Annotated in this window: 18 protein-coding genes; 8 read left to right on the top strand and 10 right to left on the bottom strand. The window is 67.4% G+C overall.

The genetic code is table 11. The features are described 5' to 3' along the window. Nucleotides 1-37: 37 nt before the first annotated feature. Entirely contained in the window at nucleotides 38-1,465 is a 1,428-nt protein-coding gene (locus C8E83_RS14775) for a CCA tRNA nucleotidyltransferase (RefSeq protein WP_121370622.1), read from the bottom strand. Between the two features lie 91 nt (nucleotides 1,466-1,556). On the opposite strand from C8E83_RS14775, the gene C8E83_RS14770 reads away from it, so the two are divergent. The 6 genes from C8E83_RS14770 to C8E83_RS14745 all read left to right on the top strand — a co-directional run bounded on the left by C8E83_RS14770 (nucleotide 1,557) and on the right by C8E83_RS14745 (nucleotide 9,657). Beyond that, entirely contained in the window at nucleotides 1,557-3,944 is a 2,388-nt protein-coding gene (locus tag C8E83_RS14770; RefSeq protein ID WP_147430192.1) for a DUF6049 family protein, read from the top strand. Beyond that, nucleotides 3,941-5,608 carry a murein biosynthesis integral membrane protein MurJ gene (gene murJ / locus C8E83_RS14765; protein WP_121370618.1) on the top strand — a complete coding sequence of 556 codons (1,668 nt, stop codon included), beginning with the start codon at nucleotides 3,941-3,943 and terminating at the stop codon, nucleotides 5,606-5,608. Before C8E83_RS14770 ends, murJ begins: the two co-directional genes overlap by 4 nt. Before the next feature lie 127 nt (nucleotides 5,609-5,735). Continuing rightward, on the top strand, nucleotides 5,736-6,719 hold the full coding sequence (trxB, locus tag C8E83_RS14760) for a thioredoxin-disulfide reductase (RefSeq protein ID WP_121370616.1): 984 nt from the start codon (nucleotides 5,736-5,738) through the stop codon (nucleotides 6,717-6,719). A 46-nt stretch (nucleotides 6,720-6,765) separates the two neighbouring features. Further along, on the top strand, nucleotides 6,766-7,092 hold the full coding sequence (gene trxA / locus C8E83_RS14755; protein WP_121370614.1) for a thioredoxin: 327 nt from the start codon (nucleotides 6,766-6,768) through the stop codon (nucleotides 7,090-7,092). Nucleotides 7,093-7,244: 152 nt separating this feature from the next. Beyond that, nucleotides 7,245-8,561, top strand: coding sequence for an aminotransferase-like domain-containing protein (locus tag C8E83_RS14750; RefSeq protein ID WP_121370612.1), 1,317 nt, complete (start codon nucleotides 7,245-7,247; stop codon nucleotides 8,559-8,561). A gap of 103 nt (nucleotides 8,562-8,664) precedes the next feature. After that, nucleotides 8,665-9,657: a D-alanine--D-alanine ligase family protein gene (locus C8E83_RS14745; RefSeq protein ID WP_121370610.1), complete on the top strand. Its 993-nt coding sequence runs from the start codon at nucleotides 8,665-8,667 to the stop codon at nucleotides 9,655-9,657. Between the two features lie 45 nt (nucleotides 9,658-9,702). Here the strand turns inward: C8E83_RS14745 and C8E83_RS20110 are convergent, their stop codons facing one another. The 9 genes from C8E83_RS20110 to rpmH form a co-directional block, all read right to left on the bottom strand. Further along, nucleotides 9,703-10,368: a GNAT family N-acetyltransferase gene (locus tag C8E83_RS20110; protein ID WP_425454779.1), complete on the bottom strand. Its 666-nt coding sequence runs from the start codon at nucleotides 10,366-10,368 to the stop codon at nucleotides 9,703-9,705. Between the two features lie 138 nt (nucleotides 10,369-10,506). Further along, on the bottom strand, nucleotides 10,507-11,466 hold the full coding sequence (locus tag C8E83_RS14735; RefSeq protein ID WP_121370606.1) for a ParB/RepB/Spo0J family partition protein: 960 nt from the start codon (nucleotides 11,464-11,466) through the stop codon (nucleotides 10,507-10,509). Beyond that, complete coding sequence (locus C8E83_RS14730) at nucleotides 11,466-12,371, bottom strand: ParA family protein (RefSeq protein ID WP_281270820.1); 906 nt, start codon at nucleotides 12,369-12,371, stop codon at nucleotides 11,466-11,468. The genes C8E83_RS14735 and C8E83_RS14730 overlap by 1 nt, the downstream gene beginning before the upstream one ends. 86 nt (nucleotides 12,372-12,457) lie before the next feature. Continuing rightward, nucleotides 12,458-13,096, bottom strand: a complete 639-nt coding sequence (rsmG, locus tag C8E83_RS14725) for a 16S rRNA (guanine(527)-N(7))-methyltransferase RsmG (RefSeq protein WP_121370602.1) — start codon at nucleotides 13,094-13,096, stop codon at nucleotides 12,458-12,460. 16 nt (nucleotides 13,097-13,112) lie between these two features. Then, complete coding sequence (locus C8E83_RS14720; RefSeq protein ID WP_211331708.1) at nucleotides 13,113-13,721, bottom strand: Jag family protein; 609 nt, start codon at nucleotides 13,719-13,721, stop codon at nucleotides 13,113-13,115. A 6-nt stretch (nucleotides 13,722-13,727) separates the two neighbouring features. Beyond that, complete coding sequence (yidC, locus tag C8E83_RS14715; RefSeq protein ID WP_121371926.1) at nucleotides 13,728-14,729, bottom strand: membrane protein insertase YidC; 1,002 nt, start codon at nucleotides 14,727-14,729, stop codon at nucleotides 13,728-13,730. Between the two features lie 8 nt (nucleotides 14,730-14,737). Further along, on the bottom strand, nucleotides 14,738-15,088 hold the full coding sequence (yidD, locus tag C8E83_RS14710; RefSeq protein WP_121370600.1) for a membrane protein insertion efficiency factor YidD: 351 nt from the start codon (nucleotides 15,086-15,088) through the stop codon (nucleotides 14,738-14,740). After that, entirely contained in the window at nucleotides 15,085-15,513 is a 429-nt protein-coding gene (gene rnpA, locus C8E83_RS14705; protein ID WP_121370598.1) for a ribonuclease P protein component, read from the bottom strand. The genes yidD and rnpA overlap by 4 nt, the downstream gene beginning before the upstream one ends. 27 nt (nucleotides 15,514-15,540) lie before the next feature. Continuing rightward, nucleotides 15,541-15,678, bottom strand: coding sequence for a 50S ribosomal protein L34 (rpmH, locus tag C8E83_RS14700; protein ID WP_121370596.1), 138 nt, complete (start codon nucleotides 15,676-15,678; stop codon nucleotides 15,541-15,543). Nucleotides 15,679-15,970: 292 nt separating this feature from the next. On the opposite strand from rpmH, the gene dnaA reads away from it, so the two are divergent. Together dnaA and dnaN are read left to right on the top strand one after the other, a co-directional pair. After that, the gene (dnaA, locus tag C8E83_RS14695) at nucleotides 15,971-17,386 is read left to right on the top strand and encodes a chromosomal replication initiator protein DnaA (RefSeq protein ID WP_121370594.1); all 1,416 of its coding nucleotides are present in this window, start codon (nucleotides 15,971-15,973) and stop codon (nucleotides 17,384-17,386) included. A gap of 544 nt (nucleotides 17,387-17,930) precedes the next feature. After that, the gene (gene dnaN / locus C8E83_RS14690) at nucleotides 17,931-19,079 is read left to right on the top strand and encodes a DNA polymerase III subunit beta (RefSeq protein ID WP_121370593.1); all 1,149 of its coding nucleotides are present in this window, start codon (nucleotides 17,931-17,933) and stop codon (nucleotides 19,077-19,079) included. Nucleotides 19,080-19,097: the final 18 nt, after the last annotated feature.

Below are 19,097 nucleotides of genomic sequence, written 5' to 3'. Positions count from 1 at the left end.
AGTACGGGAAAGCTTGCCGGACCACCACCCGAGGGGCTCAGGATCGGGCCGACCACCACTCGAGCAGACGCCGCGTGGCCTCCTCCTCGCCGAGCGGCCCCTCGTCGGTGCGCAGCTCGAGCAGGAACCGGTAGGCCTCGCCCACCTCGCGCGACGGCTTGAGGCCGAGGATCTGCTGGATCTGGTCGCCGTTGAGGTCGGGGCGGAGCGAGTCGAGCTCCTCCTGCTCGCGGAGCTCGGCGATCCGCTGCTCGAGGTCGTCGTAGGCGAACCCGAGGCGGTCGGCCTTGCGACGGTTGCGCGTGGTGACGTCGGCGCGCGTGAGCATGTGCAGGCGCTCGAGCTCGGGCCCGGCGTCGCGCACGTAGCGGCGGACGGCCGAGTCGGTCCAGCCGCCCTCGGTGTAGCCGAAGAAGCGGAGGTGCAGCTCGATCAGCCGGTACACCGACGCGATCGTGTCGTTGTCGTAGCGGAGGGCCTTGAGGCGCTTCTTCGCGAGCTTCGCACCGACGACGTCGTGGTGGTGGAAGGTGACGACGCCGCCCGGCTCCAGGCGGCGGGTGGTCGGCTTGCCGATGTCGTGCAGCAGGGCAGCCAGGCGGAGCGTGAGATCGGGCGCCTCGCCCGGGTGTCGCTCCTTCTCGTAGCCGATCGCCTGCGACAGCACGGTGAGCGAGTGCTCGTAGACGTCCTTGTGGTGGTGGTGCTCGTCGCGCTCGAGCATCGTGGCGGGCAGCTCGGGCAGCACGAGGGCGGCGATGCCGGTCTCGACCAGGAGCCGGACGCCGGGCACCGGGTCGTCGGTCTTGAGCAGCTTCGACAGCTCGTCGTTCACCCGCTCGATCGACACGATTGACAGGGTCTGCGCGCGGTCCGTCATCGCCTGGCGCACGTCGTCGGCCACGGTGAACCCGAGCTGCGAGGTGAAGCGGGCGGCGCGCATCATGCGGAGGGGGTCGTCGCGGAAGGAGTCTTCCGCGGCTCCTGGCGTCTTGAGGGTGGCGGCGAGGAGGTCTTCGACGCCGCCGGACGGGTCGACCAGCACGCGCTGCGGCAGGCGGAGCGCCATGGCGTTGACGGTGAAGTCGCGGCGGATCAGATCGCCCTCGAGCGTGTCGCCGAACGCCACCTCGGGCTTGCGGGTCTCACCGTCGTAGACGTCGCTTCGGTAGGTCGTGATCTCGACCGTCTCGCCGTCGACCCGGGCGGCGATAGTGCCGAAGTCACGGCCGACGTCCCACGTCGCCGAGGCGAGGGGCGTGACGATCGCGAGGATCTCGTCGGGCGTCGCCGACGTCGTGAAGTCGTAGTCGTTGACAGCGCGGCCGAGGAAGGCGTCGCGCACAGGGCCGCCCACGAGAGCCAGCTCGTGGCCAGCCTTCTCGAAGGCGGTGGCGAGCGCGTGCACGCGCGGGGTGGCCGCGAGTCGGTCGAGCCGCTCGACGGCCGCGGCGACGGTATCCATGACGCACCAGCCTGCCACAGGCGAGTTGTCCACAGGTCCGCCGGGGCACCCAGGGTTCGCAAGCGTCATTCCCTAGACTCGCTATGCCCTTATGAGAACTGTGCCTGCCCTCGCCGTCGCAGCCCTGGCGGCCCTCGCGCTCACGCTCGGCCTGCCGGGGTCTCTGGCGAGCGCCGACACGGGTGGTCCGAGCGCGGCGGCCGGCTCGGGCACGACGACCAGCGCTGGCACGACTAGTCCGAGCGCCACGGCGACTCCGACCGCCGGCGTCACGACTGCCGCCGCCTCGAGCGCGAACCCGATCACGGTCGACCTGTCGCCGGCGAACGACGGCGTCGTCAAGACCGACCAGGGCGTCACCGCGACGGTGACCGTGCACAACGGCACGTCGAAAGACCTGGGCGTCGGCTACGTCAACGTGTTCCTCGACCGGGCGACCTTCGCGTCGAGGTCGGCGCTGGAGGCGTGGTTCGACCGCTCCGACGACGTCATGACCGACACCCTCGGCGTCTTCATGACCAGCGTGAACGTCCCGGCGATCAAAGCCGGCGCGACCAGTGCCGCGATCAAGGTCACGCTTCCCGCCGACACCGTCGCGCTCAACGGCAGCGACTGGGGCGCGAAGGCCTTCGGCGCCCGCTACAGCATCGGCGACACCCCGCTCAGCGAGGTCCACTCGAGCGTCGTCTACTATCCCAACGACAGCTTCGAGGCGACCAACCTGGCGATCGCCGTGCCGATCACGGTGCCCGAGTCGACGTCGGGGCTCATCTCGAGCGACGCACTGGCGTCGTACACGTCCTCCAACGGCATCCTGACGCAGGAGCTCGACGCGGTGCGCGGCAAGCCCGTCGCCATCGGTATCGACCCGATGATCCTCGCGTCGATCCGGATCCTCGGCAACGACGCCCCGCCCAGCGCCGTCGTGTGGCTGAAGCGCCTCGAGACCGCGCCCAACCAGACCTTCGGCCTCGCCTACGCCGACGCCGACCTCTCGGCGCTCAGCCAGGCCGGGGCCGATCAGGTGACGGGCCCGATCGACTTCGCCTCCGAGATCGCGGCGCAGCAGAAGAAGGACCCCGACGCCTACAAGACGACCGGCACCGGACAGGGCGCGACGTCCGGCGGTACGAGCGGCAACACCGACACCACGGGCGGCAACAGCTCGGGCAACGGCTCCGGCACCGGCGCGGGCGACAAGAACGCGAGGTCGAGCGCGACGTCCTCGCCGACCGACACGAGCACCCCGAGCCCGACTCAGACGACGATCCCCCCGACCACGACGACCCCCACCACCCGGTCGCTCCTCGCCTTCGGCTACACGATGAAGGGCGTGGCATGGCCGGTCGACGACACGGTGGCCAGCGGCGATCTCGGCGTCATCACCAAGAGCGGCAACGCGACGACGATCCTCTCGTCGTCGAACGTGAAGATGTCGGGGTCGACCACCGAGAACGCCGCCGCGACCGTCAGCGGCGAGCACGTTCTGGTCTCCGACGACACGCTCTCCGGCCTCCTCCGCGACGCATCCACCGCCGGCGACGACACCGAGTTCTCGAGCGACATGGCCCAGCTGAGCTCCGAGCTGGCGACCCTCACGCACGAGCGGCCCAGCGACTCCCGCACGCTCTTCGCCACACTCGGCCGCAACTGGGCGACCACCGGCACGCGCTTCGGCGACGCCCTCACGGCCCTGTCGAAGCTGACCTGGGTGAAGACCGTCTCGCTGCAGGCCGCGGCCTCCGCCGAGTCGTCGAGCGCCTCGCTCGTCAGCCGCTCGGCCTCCGACAGCCGCGTCGACGCCCTGACGCCGCTCGTCAAGGCCGAGCAGCAGCTCGACCAGTTCGCCACCGCCCTCGCGACCCCCGCGACCGTGACCGCGAAGACGAGGCTGCGGGCGTTGGCGCTCTCGTCGACGGCGTGGGCCGACAACCCGAGCGGCCTCGCCTCCGAGATCGGGCAGGTCGGCTCCCAGGTCGCCACCACGATCACGCAGGTGAAGGTCGTCGAGGGCTCGACCATCAACATCCTGGGCGACCGCACCAGCCTGCCGATCGTGGTGCAGAACGACACCGACTCGGCCGCCACGGTCCTGCTGCGCGTGGTGCCCTCGAACTACTACCTGAGCGTCGAGAAGAACGACCTCTCGGTCACCATCCAGCCGAACTCGCAGCAGCGCGTCACGGTGCCCGTGCAGTCGGTCGCGAACGGCAAGGTGACGCTCACGCTCAGCCTCACGAGCAACCAGGGCGTCGCGATCTCGACCCCGTCGCAGGTGTCGATCAACGTGCAGGCCGGGTGGGAGACCGCGATCACCCTCATCTTCGGCATCGCCGTCGTCCTGCTCTTCGGCGGCGGCATCTACCGCAGCATCCGTCGCCGTCGACGCGCCGCCGCCGAGGCGACCCAGGGCGCAGGAGCAGCGGACACCCCGACGACCCCCGCCGCATCCGCCGACGAGACGGCCCGGCGCCCATGAGCGCCGCCGTCCCGTCGCGGAGTCTCGGCCGGGCGAGCGCGCTCCTGGCCAGCGGGACCATCGTCTCGCGCGTGCTCGGCTTCGCCCGGACGGCGGTGCTGGCGGCCGCGATCGGCCAGACCGCGTCGAGTGTCGCCGACGCGTTCGCGCTGTCGAATCAGCTGCCCAACAACGTGTACGCGCTGATCGCGGGCGGGCTCCTGAGCGCCGTGCTGATCCCCCAGATCGTGCGGGCCTCGCGGACGCCCGACGGCGGGCAGGAGTACATCAACAAGATCGTGACGCTGGGCCTGGTCGTCTTCGGTGCGGTCACTCTCATCGCCACGATCGCCGCACCCGCGCTCGTCGACGTCTACGCCCGATCGGCGAGCGGGAGCACGGTCAACGGGGTGACCGGCGTGTACGGCTTCAACGAGCCCACGCACCAGCTGGCGATCGTGTTCGCCTACTGGTGCCTGCCGCAGATCTTCTTCTACGCGGTCTACTCGCTGCTCAGCGAGATCCTCAACGCGCGCGGGGTCTTCGGCCCCTTCACCTGGGCTCCTGTGCTCAACAACGTCGTCGGCGTGCTGGGACTCGTCGTCTTCCTCGTCGCCTTCGGCACGCACAACGTGAACCCGCAGCTCCTCTCGACGACCGCGGTGGTGATCCTCGCCGGGACGACGACTCTGGGCGTGGCAGTCCAGGCGGGGTTCCTGCTCCTCTTCTGGAAGGGAGCAGGCCTGACGTACCGACCCGACTTCCGGTGGCGCGGCGTGGGCCTCGGGGCCACCGGGCGGGCCGCCGGGTGGATGTTCGCCCTGATCCTGGTGACCCAGCTCGCCGGCGTGGTGCAGAGCCGGACGGCATCGATCGGCTCGGGGGTGGGAGCGTCGAACGCCACGATCTCGAACGCCTGGCTGCTCTTCTTCCTGCCCCACGGGATCGTCACCGTCTCGATCGCCACGGCGTACTTCACGAGCATGACCCACCACGCCGAGCAGGGCGACATCAGGGCCGTGCGCAACAACCTCTCCGAATCGATGCGGACCATCGGCATGTTCATCGTCTTCGCCACCTTCGCGCTGGCGGTGCTCGCGTACCCGTTCTCCCGCTTCTACGAGACGCGGTACTTCGACGTGACCGACATGGCGCAGGTGATCCTCGCCTACCTGCCGGGGCTGGTGTTCTTCAGCATGCTGTTCCTGCTGCAGCGCGTGTTCTTCGCCTTCCACGACCAGCGCACCGTGTTCTTCCTGCAGCTCATTCAGTCGGGCATCTTCGTCATCGCGGTGCTGCTCTGCACCCTGTTCGTCGACCCCGACCACATCGCGGTCGCCATCGCGATCGTGACATCGGTGGCAGGCACCACACAGACGATCGTCGCCCTGCGCCTCGTGCACACGAAGCTCGGCGGGCTCGACGGCCGCTGGGTCACGCGCCGGCACGTCCAATACATCGTCTTCTCGGCGGTGGCGGCGGTCGTGGGCCTGCTCGTTGTATCCGCAATGGGAGGTTACGACCCCGACGGATTCGGGCTTTCGGGCCGAATCCCGGCGATTCTCACCGTGATCGTCGGCGGAGCCGTCATGGCCCTCGTCTACTTCGTGCTGCTCACCCTCGCGCGCATCCCCGAGCTGAGCGCCATGACGCGGCCGGTCTTCCGCCGTCTGAGGCGCCGCTGATCCTGCGACCTCGCCTTCTTACGACCACCTGGGAGCGCCCAGGAGCCGCGGAATAGTCCGCCGGTAGAATGCGTTTCACCGCTCAGAGGCCCGGCGCACCGGGCTTCGCCCCCACGAAAGGCTGCAGATGCGTCAGGTCATCATCATCGGCTCCGGCCCCGCCGGCTACACCGCTGCGATCTATGCGGGTCGTGCCGGCCTCAAGCCGCTGGTCGTCGCCTCGTCCGTCGAGGCGGGCGGCGAGCTCATGAAGACCACCGAGATCGAGAACTTCCCGGGCTTCCCCGAGGGCCTTCAGGGGCCCGACCTCATGTTCAAGATGCAGGAGCAGGCTGAGCGCTTCGGCGCCGAGGTGCTGCTCGACGACGTGGTGTCGGTCGACCTCGAGGGCGACGTCAAGCGCGTCACGCTGGGCTCCGGCGACGTCGAGGAGGCGCTGACCGTGATCTTCGCGACCGGGTCGGCCTACCGCAAGCTCGGCATCGAGGGCGAGGAGCGCCTCTCGGGCCGCGGAGTCTCGTGGTGCGCCACATGCGACGGCTTCTTCTTCAAGGAGAAGAACATCGCCGTGGTCGGCGGCGGCGACTCCGCGATGGAGGAGGCCACCTTCCTCACCCGCTTCGCCACCAAGGTCTACGTGATCCACCGTTCCGAGAGCCTCCGCGCCTCGAAGATCATGCAGCAGCGCGCCTTCGACAACGACAAGATCGAGTTCCTGTACAACAAGACGGTCACCGAGGTCGTGGGCGACGAGAAGGCCACCGGCGTGGTTCTCACCGACACCGTCGACGGTTCCACCTCGACGCTCGACCTCGACGGCCTCTTCATCGCGATCGGCAACGACCCGCGCGTGCACCTCGTGCACGGCCAGCTCGACCTCACGTCGGCGGGCACCATCGCCGTCGACGGGCGCTCGTCGAAAACCAACCTCACCGGCGTCTTCGCCGCGGGCGACGTCATCGACGACACGTACCGTCAGGCCATCACGGCCGCCGGATCAGGCACCGTCGCCGCCCTCGACGCGGAGCACTACCTGGCGGGCCTCCCAAAAGACCTGCTTGACCAGGCCACGGGTGCGGCTCCGGCCGAGCCCGTGACCGCGTCCGCCTAGACCTCCACCGCTTCACCTTCTCCACGTTCTCCAGAAAGGGGACATCATGAGCAACGCCACCGCCGTCACCGACGCCACCTTCGAGTCCGACGTCCTGAACTCCGACGAGACGATCCTCGTCGACTTCTGGGCCGAGTGGTGCGGCCCGTGTCGCGCCGTCTCGCCGATCCTCGACCAGATCGCCGAAGAGCACGCCGGCAAGATCAAGATCGTCAAGCTCAACGTCGACGACAACCCGCAGATGGCCATGAAGTACCAGATCACCTCGATCCCCGCGATGAAGGTGTTCAAGGGCGGCGAGGTCGCGAAGACCATCATCGGCGCCAAGCCCAAGCCGGCCCTCGAGGCCGACCTGGCGGACTTCCTGGCGTAGTGCCCTCGAAAAGACACTGAATCGCCCCGAAAGCCCGCCCAGCATCCCCGCTGGGCGGGCTTTCTGCCGTTAACAGCCATCTTCAGAACGACTCGCCGTCGACGACGGCCCCCGTATTGTTAATCGAAACCCCCAGACAGACAGGGATTCCCATGACCGACCAGGGCACCAACCTCGATCCGTGGTACGACAGCTACGCAGACCGCACGGCAGGCCTCAGCGCCTCCGAGGTGCGAGCCCTGTTCGCCGTCGCCTCGCGCCCCGAGGTCGTGTCGCTCGCTGGCGGCATGCCGTTCGTCTCGGCGCTGCCTCGCGAGATGGTCATGGGCTCGATCGAGAAAGTCATGCGCGACAACGGTCCGATGGCCCTACAGTACGGCTCCGGCCAGGGCACGCCCGCGCTCCGCGAGCACATCATGCAGATCATGGCGATGGAGGGCATCCGCGGCAGCGCCGACAACGTCGTGGTGACGACCGGGTCGCAGCAGGCGCTCGACCTCGTCACGCGCCTGTTCATCAACCCGGGCGACGTGATCCTCGCCGAATCGCCCAGCTACGTCGGCGCTCTCGGGGTGTTCCGCGCGTACCAGGCCGATGTGGCGCACGTCGCGATGGACGACGAAGGGCTCGTGCCGCAGGAGCTCCGCGACACCATCTCGCGCCTGAGGTCCGAGGGCCGCACCATCAAGTTCCTCTACACGATCCCGAACTTCCACAACCCGGCCGGCGTCACCCTCTCCTGGGCCCGCCGCCTCGAGATCCTCGACATCTGCCGCTCGAACGGCATCCTGGTGCTCGAGGACAACCCGTACGGGCTCCTCGCCTTCGACAAGCCGGCGCCGCAGGCGATGCGTTCGGTCGACGACGAGGGCGTCATCTACCTCGGCTCGTTCTCGAAGACGCTCGCTCCCGGATTCCGAGTCGGCTGGGCGCTCGCCCCGCATGCCATTCGAGAGAAGCTCATTCTCGCCAACGAGTCCGCGACGCTCGCGCCGAACTCGTTCGGTCAGTTCGTCATCACCGAGTACCTCGACCAGACCGACTGGCGCGGTCAGATCGACACCTTCCGCGGCATCTACCGCGAGCGTCGCGATGCCATGCTCGCTGCCCTGGGGGAGTACCTCCCGACGATGTCGTGGACCAAGCCCGACGGCGGGTTCTTCGTCTGGCTCACCCTGCCCGACGAGCTCGACTCGAAGGCCATGCTGCCTCGCGCCGTGAAAGAACTCGTGGCCTACACACCCGGCACGGCGTTCTACGCCGACGGTCAAGGCGCTCACAACATCCGTCTGTCGTTCTGCTACCCGACCCCTGAGTCGATCCGGACGGGAATCGCCCGACTCGCCACCGTCATCAACGGCGAGCTCGACCTCCTGCGCACGTTCTCGGGTGCGACGCTCACCTCGCCCGTCCCGACCGTCTCATCGGCTGCTTCGAGCGTCGGGAACCCTCCGCCGAACACCCTCTGACCAGGGATTTCTCGGAATCCGTCGCTGTGCGGCGATCTGAGAGCCCTTCCTTTCCGGCTGACCCCCTTTCATCACCCTCCACCGCGCGAAAGAGCCTTCACCGATGTCCGATTCCACCGCTTCCCTCGCTTCCCTCGCCTCCGAGGGCATCCGGTCGGTGACCGTCCTCGCCGGAGGCATCAGCCATGAGCGCGATGTGTCACTGCGCTCCGGTCGGCGGGTGGCGGACAGCCTGGCCGCCCACGGTCTCGCCGTGGAGCTTCGGGATCCTGATGCCTCGCTCCTCGGTCACCTGCGGTCGACTCGACCCGACGTCGTGTGGCCCGCACTACACGGAGCGAGTGGTGAGGACGGCGCGTTGCGCGGGCTGCTCGAGGCGATCGACATCCCGTTCGTCGGGTCGCGCTCGACGGCGGCCCGACTGGCATGGGACAAGCCGACTGCCAAGGCTCTCGTCGCACGCGCCGGCATCAAGACGCCGCGGTCGATCACGCTCTCGCACGACGCGTTCCGTGAGCTCGGCGCGGCCAGCGTGCTGGAGGCGATCGCCGACGAGCACCCGGTGCCCGTCGTCGTGAAGCCGGCCCGCGGCGGCTCGGCGCAGGGAGTGACCGTCGTCGACACTGCGGCCGGCCTGCCGCGCGCGATGGTCGATGCGTACACATACTGCGAAGACGTCATTGTCGAGCAGAAGATCGTCGGCACGGAGATCGCCGTGGGCGTGATCGACACCGGCGACGGTCCCGTGGCGCTCCCCGCCGTCGAGATCGTCCCACGCTCCGGCTTCTACGGCTTCGAGGCCCGCTACAACGCGGGGGAGACCCGCTTCTTCACGCCCGCCCGTCTCTCCGGCTCCCTGGCCGATGAGGCTGCCGCTGCTGCGGTCGCGGCCCACGAGGCACTCGGACTCCGTCACCTGTCGCGCGTGGACATCATCGTTGACGCGGCAGGCACCGCCTGGTTCCTCGAGGTGAACGTGCTGCCCGGCCTCACCGAGACGTCGCTCGTGCCCCAGGCACTCGAGGCCGCCGGCTACGACCTCGGGTGGGTGTACGCCGAACTGGCGTCGAAGGCCGTCGCCGACCACCGGGCGTAGCCAGCCAGCCGCACCGTTTCACGTGAAACATGGCCGCACATTCCGTCAGCTGTGCTCGATGAACCAGTCCATGGCTCTCGGAGGAAGAACTCGGTCACCGTAGATCCTCCGGAGAACAGGTGCAGGATCCAGGGCACGCCCCCTGGCCTCCCGACTGGGCCCCTCCCAGAGCATCTCGAGCCCCGCCTTCTCGAGCACACGCACGGACGCTGGATTGCTGAGGAGGACGCGGGCCGACACCCGGATCTCCGGAGCGAGACGGGCCGCGTGCTCTCGCGCTGCGACGACCAACTCCGTTGCGATGCCCAGGCCCCAGGCCTCGGGTGCCAACCGATAGCCCAGGTTGAAAACCCCCAGCTCGTCGTAGTGCAGCATCCCGCCTGTCCCGACGAACGTTCCCGCCGGGACGGAATCGATGCTGGCAGACAGGCGCACAGCCCAAGTCCCGAGTCCCACGGTCGCGTGACTACGACGCGATCGTTCGATCATCGCCTCCGCTTCGGTGAGGGAGGTGTACCGCGCGCCGGCGCATGCCGCCAGGTCTCCGGGTCGCTGTAGATGCGGAACACGTCGTCCACGTCCGCCGACGTCAGTGGATCCAGCACGAGTCGCGCCGTGCGCGCAGAGGCGGGGGAGTGCAGCACGGTTCCATCTTGCTCGCAGCTGCTCCGTATCACGTGAAACATCGACGGTCCGTCGCAGTCCCGGCACCGTTTCACGTGAAACATCGAGGCGGACCGCGGGAGCGCCGATCACTGTTTCACGTGAAACACTGTGACCGCCCGGCGCCTCGAACGACGAAGGCCGGCCCCGTGCGGGACCGGCAATCGGTGTGAACAGGGAAGCGGACTACTGTCCGTACGGCTCCTGCCCCATCTCGCCCAGGATCCGGTTGAGGTCGCCGATCGACGCGAAGTCGATGGTGATCGAGCCCTTGCGAGCACCCAGAGAGACCTTGACTCGAGTGTCGAAGCGATCGCCCAGGCGCTCCGCCACCTCGTTGAGGTGGCCCTGCATGGCCCCGGCGGTCGGCTTCTTGGTAGAGGGCTTCGCGGGCGCACCGGCGACGAGCGCGGCGGCGGCAGCCTCAGCAGCACGAACGGAAAGGTCCTCGTTCACGATCTTGTCCGCGAGACGCTCCATCCCGGCCGCGTCGGCCACCGACAGGATCGCGCGAGCGTGTCCGGCAGAGAGAACACCCGAGGCCACGCGACGCTGCACGGGGGAGGGGAGGCGGAGGAGGCGGAGCGTGTTCGTCACCTGCGGGCGGCTTCGGCCGATCCTGCTGGCCAGCTCCTCCTGGGTGATGCTGAAGTCGGCGAGCAGCTGCTGGTAGGCCGACGCCTCTTCCAGCGGGTTCAGCTGGGCGCGGTGCAGGTTCTCGAGCAGGGCATCGCGGAGCATGGCGTCGTCGGCGGTGTCTTTGACGACCGCGGGGATCGTCGTGAGGCCCGCAGCCTTGGACGCACGCAGACGCCGCTCACCCATGACCAGCTCGTACTGCGGACCTGTCGGCGCTGCGTCCTTCAGCGGGCGCACGACGATCGGCTGCAGCACGCCGAACTCGCGCACCGAGGTGACGAGCTCCGCGAGCTCCTCCTCGCGGAACTCCAGTCGCGGCTGGTGCGCGTTCGGCACGATGTCGAGCGGGTTCAACGACGCCAGGCGTGCTCCGGGCACGGCGATCAGTTCGTCGGCAGTCTGCTCTCGCATCGGGAAGAAGACGTCGACCGGACGATCCTGTGACTCTGCAGCCGTCGGGATGAGTGCGCCGATGCCGCGGCCGAGGCCGGTTCTCTTGGTAGCCACTACTGGGGTGCTCCTCGGTGTGCAAGCTCGGCCGCCGCCTCGAGGTACGAGAGCGAGCCGGGGGAGTTGGTGTCGTAACTGATCACGGTCTGGCCGAAGCCGGGGGCCTCGCTGATGCGCACGGAGCGCGGGATCATGGTGTCGAGCACCTGATCCGGGAAGTTCTGCCGCACATCGGCCGCGACCTGCTGAGACAGGTTCGTCCGGCCGTCGTACATGGTGAGCAGGATGCTCGAGACGGTCAGCACGGGGTTGAGGTGCTTCTCGATCAGCTGGATGTTCCGCAGCAGCTGGCTCAGGCCCTCGAGCGCGTAGTACTCGCACTGGATCGGGATAAGGACCTCCTGCGCCGCCACGAACGCGTTGATCGTGAGGAGTCCCAGCGAGGGCGGACAGTCGATGAAGACGTAGTCGAAGCGCGTCCCGTGCTCCTCTGTCGATTTGAGGAACGCGTCGAGGGCCGTCCGGAGCCGCTGCTCGCGTGCCACAAGGGAGACCAGCTCGATCTCGGCGCCGGCAAGGTGGATCGTGGACGGCACGCAGTACAGCTCGGCGAACTCGGGGCTCTTCTGGATCACGTCGACGATCGCCGACTCGCCCACCACGACGTCGTACACACTCGCCGTCTCAGCGCGGTGCTCCACGCCGAGTGCGGTCGACGCGTTCCCCTGCGGGTCGAGGTCGATGACCAGGACTCGAGCGCCGTTCTTCGCCAGCGCGCCTGCGAGGTTCACTGTCGTCGTGGTCTTGCCCACGCCGCCCTTCTGGTTCGACACCGTGAGGACACGCGTCTTCTCAGGGCGGGGGAGTTCATCGACGGCAAGCGCTTCACGCCGCTTGGTCAGATCAAGAAGTTCTCTGGCAAGGGGCGTCGTCGCGTCGAAGCCCTCTGAAGCTGTAGTCACCCGATGAATCTCCGCATCGCAATGTTTCACGTGAAACGGCCGCTCGTGCAGACAGGTGGGAAACGCAGTCGCTCGGGTACCGCAAGTCAGTCAACTGTAGCCCGAAAGACCCGTGTCGTTTCTTCGACGAGGCCGGTTCCGAGCTCCAGAATCTCGACGTCCACGAGGTGATTTTTCGCGATGACTTTACGAGCGGCACTCACCTCTTCGGCCACCCGCGCACCCTTCAAAAAGATCACCTCACCGCCGGTCTTGACAAGCGGAGCAGCGATCGGGATCAGCTTCGACAGAGCGCTGACGGCGCGGGCCGTGATCTGGTCGAGGTAAGGCGTGATCTTCGCCTCCTCGGCGCGAGCGCGCACGATCTCGACGTTCGTCAGGCCCAGGCGCGATGTCTCTGCCTGCAACCACTCTACCCGGCGCTCCATCGGCTCGATGAGGACGAGGTGGGCATCGGGGCGAGCGGCGGCCAGCACGAGACCGGGAAGGCCGGCTCCTGAACCGATGTCACCCACGCGGCCCTCGACAAGAAGGGGAGCGAGGAGACCACTGTTGATGACGTGCCGCGTCCACAACCGAGGGATCTCGAGCGGGCCGATCAGGCCCAGCTCTTCGCCGAACTCGGCCAGGTCGTGGGTGTACTGGCGAACGACGTCGAGACGGTCGCCGAAGAGGGTCGCCGCGGCGGCAGGTTCGGGCTCCAGCCCGTCAACAGGCGAGCTCATTCAGAGAAAGTCCTGATCAGGCGCGGGTCACGACGGTGTGACGGTCGCGGCCCTCGCCCTCGGACTCCGACGAGTAGCCACGCTCGGCCACGATGTCGTGCACCAGCTTGCGCTCGTACGACGACATCGGGGGGAGGGAGGCTGCCGCCGCACCCTCTTCGAGCTTGGCCACGGCCCGGTCGACCAGGGCGGTGAGTTCTTGCTCACGAGTGGCGCGCGAGCCGCCCACGTCGAGGATCAGGCGCGAGAACTCGCCGGTGCGGGTCTGCACTGCGATGCGCGTGAGCTCCTGCAGCGCGTTGACCGTATCGGGCTTCGACAGCACCCGGAGGTCGTTCTGGCCGGACGAGTCGACCGAGATGTACGAGCGGCCGCCGCGCACGTCGATATCGATGTCGCCGTCGAGGTCGAGGATGTCGAGGAGCTCCTCGATGTAGTCGGCCGCGATGTCGCCCTCGTCGAGGTCGGCGCCGTCGTCGTCCGAGGAGGCGTCTGCGGTGGCGACCGCGTCGGAGTCGGAGTCGGAGTCGACGGTCACGCCGCCGGCGACGACCGCGTCGTCGGCAATGACCACAGGAGCCGAGTCGGCCTGGTCGTGGTCCGTCGTGATGTCAGACGAGCTCATGCTGCCCTACCTGTTCTGCTTCTTGGAGCGGTTCTTGCCGACCGGCTGCGTGCGCTGGGTGTTCGTTCTCTTCGGCGCCTCGACCTCGGCGACGGACGCACTGGCGCCCTCGGTCGCGGGGGTGAGTGTCGCACCCGGCGTGCCGGTGGCCGAGGCGCCCTTGCGGGCGTCGCGCTCCTTCTGCCGCTTGGCGAGACGCGCCTCGCGAGCGAGGGCCGCGTCGCTGCCGGGGGTCGGGCTGTTGCGGATCACCATGTACTGCTGACCCATGGTCCAGATGTTCGAGGTCAGCCAGTAGAACATGACGCCGAGGGGGAAGCTCAGACCCGAGTAGAGGAAGACCAGGGGGAGGAAGTACAGCAGCATGCGCTGCTGGCGGTACATCGGGCTCGCCTTGGTCTCGGGGCTCATGTTCTTCGTCGTCAGCTGGAGCTGCGTGTAGAACTGCGAGGCCGTCATCAGCACGATCATGGCGCCGGCGATGATCTTGACGTTGATGACGTCCGAGCCAAGGAAGGTCTCGTGAAGAGGTGCTCCGAACAGAGTCGCCTTCGCGAAGAGGTCGGAGAGGTGCTGGTTGAGCAGGCCGATGCCGACCTTGCCGGTCTGGGCGTTGTGGAGAACCGTGTACAGCGAGAAGAACACGGGCATCTGGATCAGCAGCGGCAGGCAGGAGGAGAGCGGATTGGTGCCGGTCTCCTTGTAGAGCGCCATGGTCTCGCGAGACATCGCCTCGCGTGAGAACTGGTCCTTCTTGCCCTTGTACTTGTCCTGGATCTTCTTCAGCTGCGGGGCGACCTCCATCATCCGCCGCTGGTTCTTGATCTGGCGGACGAAGATCGGGATCAGCGCGACACGCACGACGATGGTGAGCAGCACGATCGAGAGCACCCACGTGTCTCCGCCGCCCGTCGAGAAGCCGATGGAGGTCAGCACCCAGTGCCAGAAGACCAGGATCGCCTCGACGATCCATCGGATCGGGTACAGGATCGTCCCGATCAGGTTGATCAAGTCGGTCATGTGAGTGAGCCCTTCAGTGCTGTGTCGTGGAGCAGTGGTGTGTGGTCGATGTGCGCGGGGACGACGAATCCGTGCGGAGTGAGTTCGTAGCGGTGGTGATGCGGGGCGGGGACGTCGTCGATGCCGCCCTTCGCCCAGGGGTTGCAGCGCACGATCCGCCAGGCGCCGAGCGCGATGCCCTTCACGGCGCCGTGCTGCTGGATCGCCTCGAGCGTGTAGCGGGAGCAGCTCGGGTAGTAGCGGCAGACGTCACCGTAGAGCGGCGAGATGACCGCCCGGTACGCGCGCAGGATCCCGACGCACGCATTGCGCGGGACCAGTGCGATGGTCAGCAGAACCCTTCTCACTTCACACCCTTGTCGACGACGCCGCGGGAGTTCGCGGGCATGATCGAGCGGACGACGCCGTCGATCTCTTCGAGCAGGGTAGACCACGGAACTCCGATACTCCCTGGCAGTGCCCGGATCACGACGTCGGTTCTCTCAGGGAGGAATTCCGCCGCCACGCCGGTCCGGAGGAGCTCGTGCGACACAGCCTTGAGCCGGCGGCGGACGGTGTTGCGGGTGACCGCGTTGCCCACCGCCTTCGACACGATGAAGCCGAACCGCGGCTCCTGCGCGATGTCGCCAGGAGCGGAGACCGCCGGCCCCTGCGGTGCCGGGCGACCGGACCGCACGTAGACGACGCAGTGCGCCGTGGCCGACTTGCGGCCACGGCGCACCGTGTTGCGATAGTCGTCAGCGCGGACGATCCGGTTGGCCCGAGCCAACACGCGAGCCTCGACCCTGCGGCGGGCTGGTTACGCGGACAGCTCGGTGCGGCCCTTGCTGCGGCGCGCAGCCAGGATCGCACGGCCGGCACGGGTGCGCATGCGGGCGCGGAAGCCGTGCTTCTTGGCCTTGCGACGGTTGTTCGGCTGGAAGGTGCGCTTGCTCATCGTTTCGTCTCCATGGGGGAACAGGGACCGATCTGCAAGGTCAGCGACCGTACGTCGATCCGAGAAGTCTTGTCAGCCCATGGGAGGGCTGAAATCAACTGGTTAAAACTACGCGAGTGAGGCCCGATGGTCAAACGACGAGCGAAGTTCCCCATTATCCACAGTGGGGACAACTCCGGTTGCGTTTCCGGGGCCGTGTCGAACTAAGGTGGGGTTTCGCGGTCGCGCCTGTGGACAACAGTGTGGACAGATCACCCGTAACAGAACACCCACAAGAAGAAGCGAGAGCCCCGTGACGACCACCACCGACCCTGTTCAGGGCCTCTGGCGCTCCGTTCTCGCCCGGCTCACGACCGACGACCGCATCACCCCGCAGCTCCAGGGGTTCGTCAGCCTCGTCGAGCCGAAGGGCGTCCTCGGCGACACCCTCTACCTCGAGGTGCCGAACGAGCTCACCCGCGGCATGCTCGAGCAGCGCGTCCGCGATCCGCTCCTCGAGGCCATCACGGCGCTCGGCGATTCGACGGTGTCGAGCTTTGCGATCACGGTCAACCCCGACATCACGCCCGACACCCTGAGCCAGCCGCAGGAGCAGGCCGAGGCGCCGCAGTACGTCGAGGCTCCGTTCGTCCCCGCCGAACCCGAGCCCTCCGCCGGCGGCAAGCGGAACGACTCGCGCCTCAACCCGAAGTACAGCTTCGACAACTTCGTGATCGGGGCCTCGAACCGCTTCGCCCACGCTGCCGCCGTGGCGGTGTCGGAGGCTCCTGCGAAGGCCTACAACCCGCTCTTCGTCTACGGAGAGTCCGGCCTCGGCAAGACGCACCTCCTCCACGCCATCGGCCACTACGCCGAGAGCATGTACCCGGGCATCCGTGTCCGGTACGTGTCGAGCGAGGAGTTCACCAACGACTTCATCAACTCGATCGCGAACAACCGGTCGAGCCAGTTCCAGCAGCGCTACCGCGACATCGACATCCTGCTGATCGACGACATCCAGTTCCTGCAGGGCAAGGACTCCACGCAGGAGGCCTTCTTCCACACCTTCAACACGCTGCACGACCACGACAAGCAGCTCGTGATCACGAGCGATCTTCCGCCGAAGCACCTCACCGGCTTCGAGGACAGGATGCGGTCGCGCTTCGAGTGGGGCCTGATCACCGACGTGCAGGCGCCCGACCTCGAGACCCGTATCGCGATCCTGCGCAAGAAGGCCCAGAGCGAGAAGCTGCAGGTCCGCGACGAGATCCTCGAGTACATGGCGACGAAGGTGTCGAGCAACATCCGCGAGCTCGAGGGCACGCTGATCCGCGTCACCGCATTCGCGAGCCTCAACCGCACCGCTGTCGACATGCAGTTGGTGCAGACCGTGCTGAAAGACCTGATCACCCTCGACGAGGACAACGTGATCGCACCGGTCGACATCATCAATCACACCGCCGACTACTTCAAGCTGTCGGTCGACGACCTCTACGGGTCGAGCCGATCGCAGGCGATCGCCACCGCACGCCAGATCGCGATGTACCTCTGCCGCGAGCTCACCAACCTCTCCCTTCCCAAGATCGGCCAGCTGTTCGGCAACCGCGACCACACCACGGTCATGTACGCGAACAAGAAGATCTCCGAGCTGATGAAGGAGCGCCGGTCGATCTACAACCAGGTCACCGAGCTCACCAGCCGCATCAAGCAGGACCACCGCTACAAGTAGCCGCGCTGGTCGATCGCCCGCCAACGAGCAGGTCGAGCCCGCAGGAGCCGTCCTCCCCGCACGCGCTCGACCCGCACACCCCTGCCCGTCTGCCGCCTCCTGTCCCCTCCACCGTCCCCCTGGGGACGCCCGAGTGGGGCTTAATGCCGACCGTTTTCCCCCAGTGTGGATAACTTGTGGAAAATCGTGGATAAGTCGGGGACGAAATGTTCAAACCCGACGGGTGCCTGTGAGTGACACGAATTCTCGAAGGCCCTTCGCTCACAGGGACCCCCGGAAACGTCCACACTCTCTCAACAAGTCACAGACGTGTAGTTCCCCGAGCCTGCGGGCTTATTAACAAGTTATCCACACTGTGCACAACGGTTAAGACTGTTATTCCTGCTTAAGAAATGATTCCGAAGAGGCCAACCTTGTGGATCGATCGGCCCGGCGACCCGGGCTGGAACTCCCCGGGCCCGACGTGGGATTCGCTGTGCCAGTATTAACCGGCCAGCCCCGATCTCACGGGCCGGCGCGAGCCGTATCCGATAGGGGTCACAGCGTGAAGTTCCAGGTCAACCGCGATGTCTTCAGCGACGCCGTCTCGTTCGCCGTGAAGCTGCTGCCCCAGCGGACGACCCTTCCGATCCTGAGCGGCGTGCTGATCGAGGCACACGAGGGCGGACTCACGCTGTCGTCGTTCGACTACGAGGTCTCGAGCCAGACCAGCATCGCCGCGGAGATCGACGAGCCGGGCACGATCCTCGTCTCCGGCCGCCTCCTGGCCGACATCGCGAACCGACTCCCGAACGCTCCCGTCACCTTCACCACGGAAGACACCCGCATCTCCGTCCGCTGCGGGTCGGCCAGCTTCTCGCTGCTCAGCATGCCGGTCGAGGAGTACCCGACGCTCCCCACCGCCGGCGAGCAGTCCGGCGTCGTCCCCGGCGACGCGTTCTCGCTCGCCGTGTCCCAGGTCGCCGTCGCCGCGAGCCGCGACGACGTCACCCCGGTCATCACCGGCGTGCAGCTCGAGGTCACCGAGAACGCCCTCTCGCTCGTGGCCACCGACCGCTACCGCGTCGCAGTCCGCGGCATCGACTGGGATCCCGGCACGGCCGCGTCGACCGAGACGTTGACCGCGCTCGTCCCGGCCCGCACCCTGCAGGAGGTCGGCAAGACCTTCGGCAACGCGTCGACCCTGAGCGTGTCGATCACCGGTTCCGACGAGCGCGAGCTGATCGCGTTCCAGGCCGAGAACAAGACCGTCACGTCGCTGCTGATCAAGGGCAACTTCCCGCCGGTGAAGCGCCTCTTCCCCGAGACGGTCGACAACTACGCGGTGATGAACACCGCCGAGCTCGTGGAGGCGACGCGCCGCGTGTCGCTCGTCCTCGAGCGCGAGGCAGCTTTGAGATTCACGTTCACGATCGACGGCCTCACCCTCGAGGCCATCGGCAGTGAGCAGGCGCAGGCGTCAGAGTCGATCGACGCGCTTCTGACCGGAGACGACACCGTGGTTTCGCTGAAGCCGCAGTTCCTCCTGGACGGACTGGGCGCAGTGCACTCGGAGTTCGTCCGCATCTCGTTCACCAAGACCGAGAACCCCAACAAGCCGGGGCCGGTGCTGATCACGAGCCAGAGCTCGAAGGACCAGCCCGGGGCGGACAGCTACAAGTACCTGCTCCAGCCCAACCTCCTGCTGCGCTGATCGCGCACCCCGACGAAC

The organism is Frondihabitans australicus, from assembly GCF_003634555.1.
Taxonomy (GTDB): Bacteria; Actinomycetota; Actinomycetes; order Actinomycetales; family Microbacteriaceae; genus Frondihabitans; species Frondihabitans australicus.
This window is presented reverse-complemented; position numbering and strand designations above follow the sequence as displayed.